The sequence below is a fragment of the Streptomyces anatolicus genome (assembly GCF_019400875.1).
Lineage (GTDB): Bacteria > Actinomycetota > Actinomycetes > Streptomycetales > Streptomycetaceae > Streptomyces > Streptomyces anatolicus.
This window is the reverse complement of record NZ_WMBF01000683.1, coordinates 1-2,634: the sequence shown is the minus strand read 5'-3', so window position 1 is coordinate 2,634 and position 2,634 is coordinate 1. Positions and strand designations below refer to the sequence as shown.

At 74.1% G+C, this 2,634-nt stretch carries 2 protein-coding genes and 1 pseudogene; 2 read left to right on the top strand and 1 reads right to left on the bottom strand.

The window, feature by feature from the left end; genetic code table 11:
* Positions 1 to 1,260 (top strand): sensor histidine kinase (locus GKQ77_RS31350; protein WP_219692501.1); only part of this gene is annotated, 1,260 nt, incomplete at its 5' end.
* A gap of 19 nt (positions 1,261 to 1,279) precedes the next feature.
* Here the strand turns inward: GKQ77_RS31350 and GKQ77_RS31345 are convergent.
* Positions 1,280 to 1,885 (bottom strand): response regulator transcription factor, encoded by a 606-nt coding sequence (locus GKQ77_RS31345; RefSeq protein WP_219692500.1) that lies wholly within the window; start codon positions 1,883 to 1,885, stop codon positions 1,280 to 1,282.
* A gap of 240 nt (positions 1,886 to 2,125) precedes the next feature.
* On the opposite strand from GKQ77_RS31345, the pseudogene GKQ77_RS31340 reads away from it, so the two are divergent.
* Positions 2,126 to 2,634, top strand: a pseudogene (locus GKQ77_RS31340) (acyl-CoA dehydrogenase); the annotation flags it as partial.

The window sequence follows — 2,634 nt, the reverse complement described above, 5'->3', positions numbered from 1 at the left end:
CCCTCCCGCCATGACCAGCCCGGGCCCTCCCGCCATGACCAGCACGGGCCCGCCCGCCATGACCAGCACGGGCCCGCCCCGGATGGCACCGGAGTGCCGCGCCCCGCCGCCGAAGGGCCGGCCGTCCGGCACGACCTGGCCCCGCGCGCGGCCCGCGCCCTGACCATCGCCGCCCTGGTGGGTTACGTACTGCTCGCGACCGCCTGGGCCATGTCCGCGCACCCCTCGCCGCGCACGCTCGGCGAGGTGGGCGTGGTCCTCCTCGCCCTGCTCGGCCTCCAGCTCGGCCACTCCTTCCCGCGCACCACTCCGGCCCTCGCGCCCTACCGGCTGTGGACGCTGGGCCTCCAGGCCGTGCTCACCTTCCTGCCCTTCGTCCTCTTCGGCGAGGCGTGGTGGGGGCTGCCCGGATTCCTCGCGGGCTCGGTGCTCCTGCTGCTCCCGGCGGTCCCGGGCTGGCCGCTGTTCGCGGCCGTCGTCACCTCCGGGGCCTTCGGGCTCTGGCTGGTCGGCGACGACCTGGGCGACATCGCGTACGCGACGGCGCTGAGCACCATGACGGGCCTCGTCGTCTTCGGGCTCTCCCGGATGGCCGAACTCGCCGTGGAGCTGCACCGCTCGCGCGCCGAGATCGCCCGCGCCGCGGTCACCGGGGAGCGGCTGCGGTTCGCCCGCGACCTGCACGACCTGCTCGGCTTCAGCCTCTCCACCATCACCCTCAAGTGCGAGCTGGCCTACCGGCTCGTACCGGACCGCCGCGAGCGCGCCGAGCAGGAGCTTACGGAGGTGCTGCGGACAGCCCGCCAGGCGCTAGCGGACGTACGGACCGTGGCCCGCGGCTACCGCCAGATGTCGCTCACCGACGAGGCGGAGAGCGCCCGTTCGATGCTGGCGGGCGTCGGCATCCGCACCGCGCTGCGGCTCGACTGCGGCGAACTGCCCACGGACGTCGACACGGTGCTCGCCACCACGCTGCGCGAGGGCCTGACCAACATGCTGCGGCACAGCAAGGCCGAGCGGTGCACCATCACCGCCGAGCGCGAGGGCCGCACGGTGCGGCTGACCCTCGCCAACGACGGCGCCGCCCTGGCAGGGCACGGCCCGGGCGCCGTCCGCGACAGTGACGCCAACTCCGGCAGCGGCATCGGCAATTTGACCGCCCGCATCCGCGCCTTCGACGGCAGGCTCACGGCGGGCCACCGGCAGGACGGCTGGTACCAGCTGTGCGCCACGGTCACGCTGTCGGCGCGGCCGGTGTGAGCCGGAACAGGCAGGCCGGTCAGAGCCAGCCCGCCTCGCGGGCGATCCGGATGGCGTCGACGCGGTTGCGGGCGTTCAGCTTGTGCACGGCCGTCGTCAGGTAGTTGCGGACGGTGCCCGACGACAGGTGGAGCCGTCCGGCGATGTGCCCCGCCTCGTGCCCCTCGGCGGCGAGGCGCAGCACCTCCGTCTCGCGTGCGGTCAGGGGCGAGGCACCGCTGTCCAGGGCGGCCACCGCGAGCTGCGGGTCGATCACCCGCTCGCCCGCGGCCACCTGCCGGATCGCGTCGCTGAGCCGGTCGGGGTCGATGTCCTTGAGGAGGAAGCCGGATACGTGTGCGGCCATCGCCCGGCGCAGATTCCCCGGCCTGCCGAGGCTGGTGAGGATCAGCGTGCGGCACTCGGGCACCGCGGTGTGCAGCGCGCCGGCCGCGCTGATCCCGTCCAGGCCCGGCAGGTCGATGTCGAGCACCGCGACGTCGGGCTTGAGCGCCACCGCCGTCGGCACGATGTCCGTGCCCGATGACAGCTCGGCGACCACCTCGATGTCTGTCTCCAGTTCGAGCAGCGAGACCAGCGCCTTGCGGAGCATGTGCATGTCCTCGGCGATCAGTATCCGAACCATCGTTCCCCCTATTTCCAATGGCCCGGATGGCTTCCGGGGCCGGACCGTGAAGATCACGGTCGATTATGGTCAGTGAGGGAAATGTACAAGCTGTCGATATTGCGCAAATAAACAAGCCGCCGAGGGCGAGGAGGCGGCGCGCACGGCGGCCGGGCGACCCGTCTTCGAGCCGGTGTCGAGCCCCCGCCCGCACGCTTGCGGTCTGAGTGGTGGTCAGGCCGGGAGCGGGGAGGCGATGCCGTGAGCAGCACGGACAGGGCCGCGGCGGAGGCCGACCACCGGGCCCGGCGCCTCGACGAGCGCTTCGGGGACCCGGGGGACGACAGCAGCGAGACCGGCTGGCGCGCCCTGCTCCGGGCCGACGAGCGGGCCGAGCCCCCGGCCGCGGCCGAGGCGCTGCTCGACGCCGAGGGGTTCGGCGCCGAACTGGTCCCGGTGGCGCTCGGCGGACGCCTGGAGCGTGCGGACACCCTGGTGCGCGTCCTGCGGCCGGTCTTCCGCCGCGATGTGGGCCTGGGCCTCGGCCACGGCATCACCTCGCTGTTCGCGGCGTCCCCGGTCTTCGCGGCGGGCACCGCGCGCCAGCGGGCCGAGGTGGCCGCGCTGCTCTGCGGCGGGGGCAGGGCGGCCATCGTCCACCGCTCCCTGGCGCACGGCACCGCGCTGCTGCGCGGCGAGCTGACGGCGGTACGGGGCGGGAGCGGCGGTGGCATGGTGCTCGGGGGGCGCAAGGACGTGGTGCTCAACGC

Bases quoted from the DNA above. Each gene is read 5' to 3' on its own strand.
- GKQ77_RS31345 (WP_219692500.1), bottom strand. From the start codon at position 1,885: ATGGTTCGGATACTGATCGCCGAGGACATGCACATGCTCCGCAAGGCG.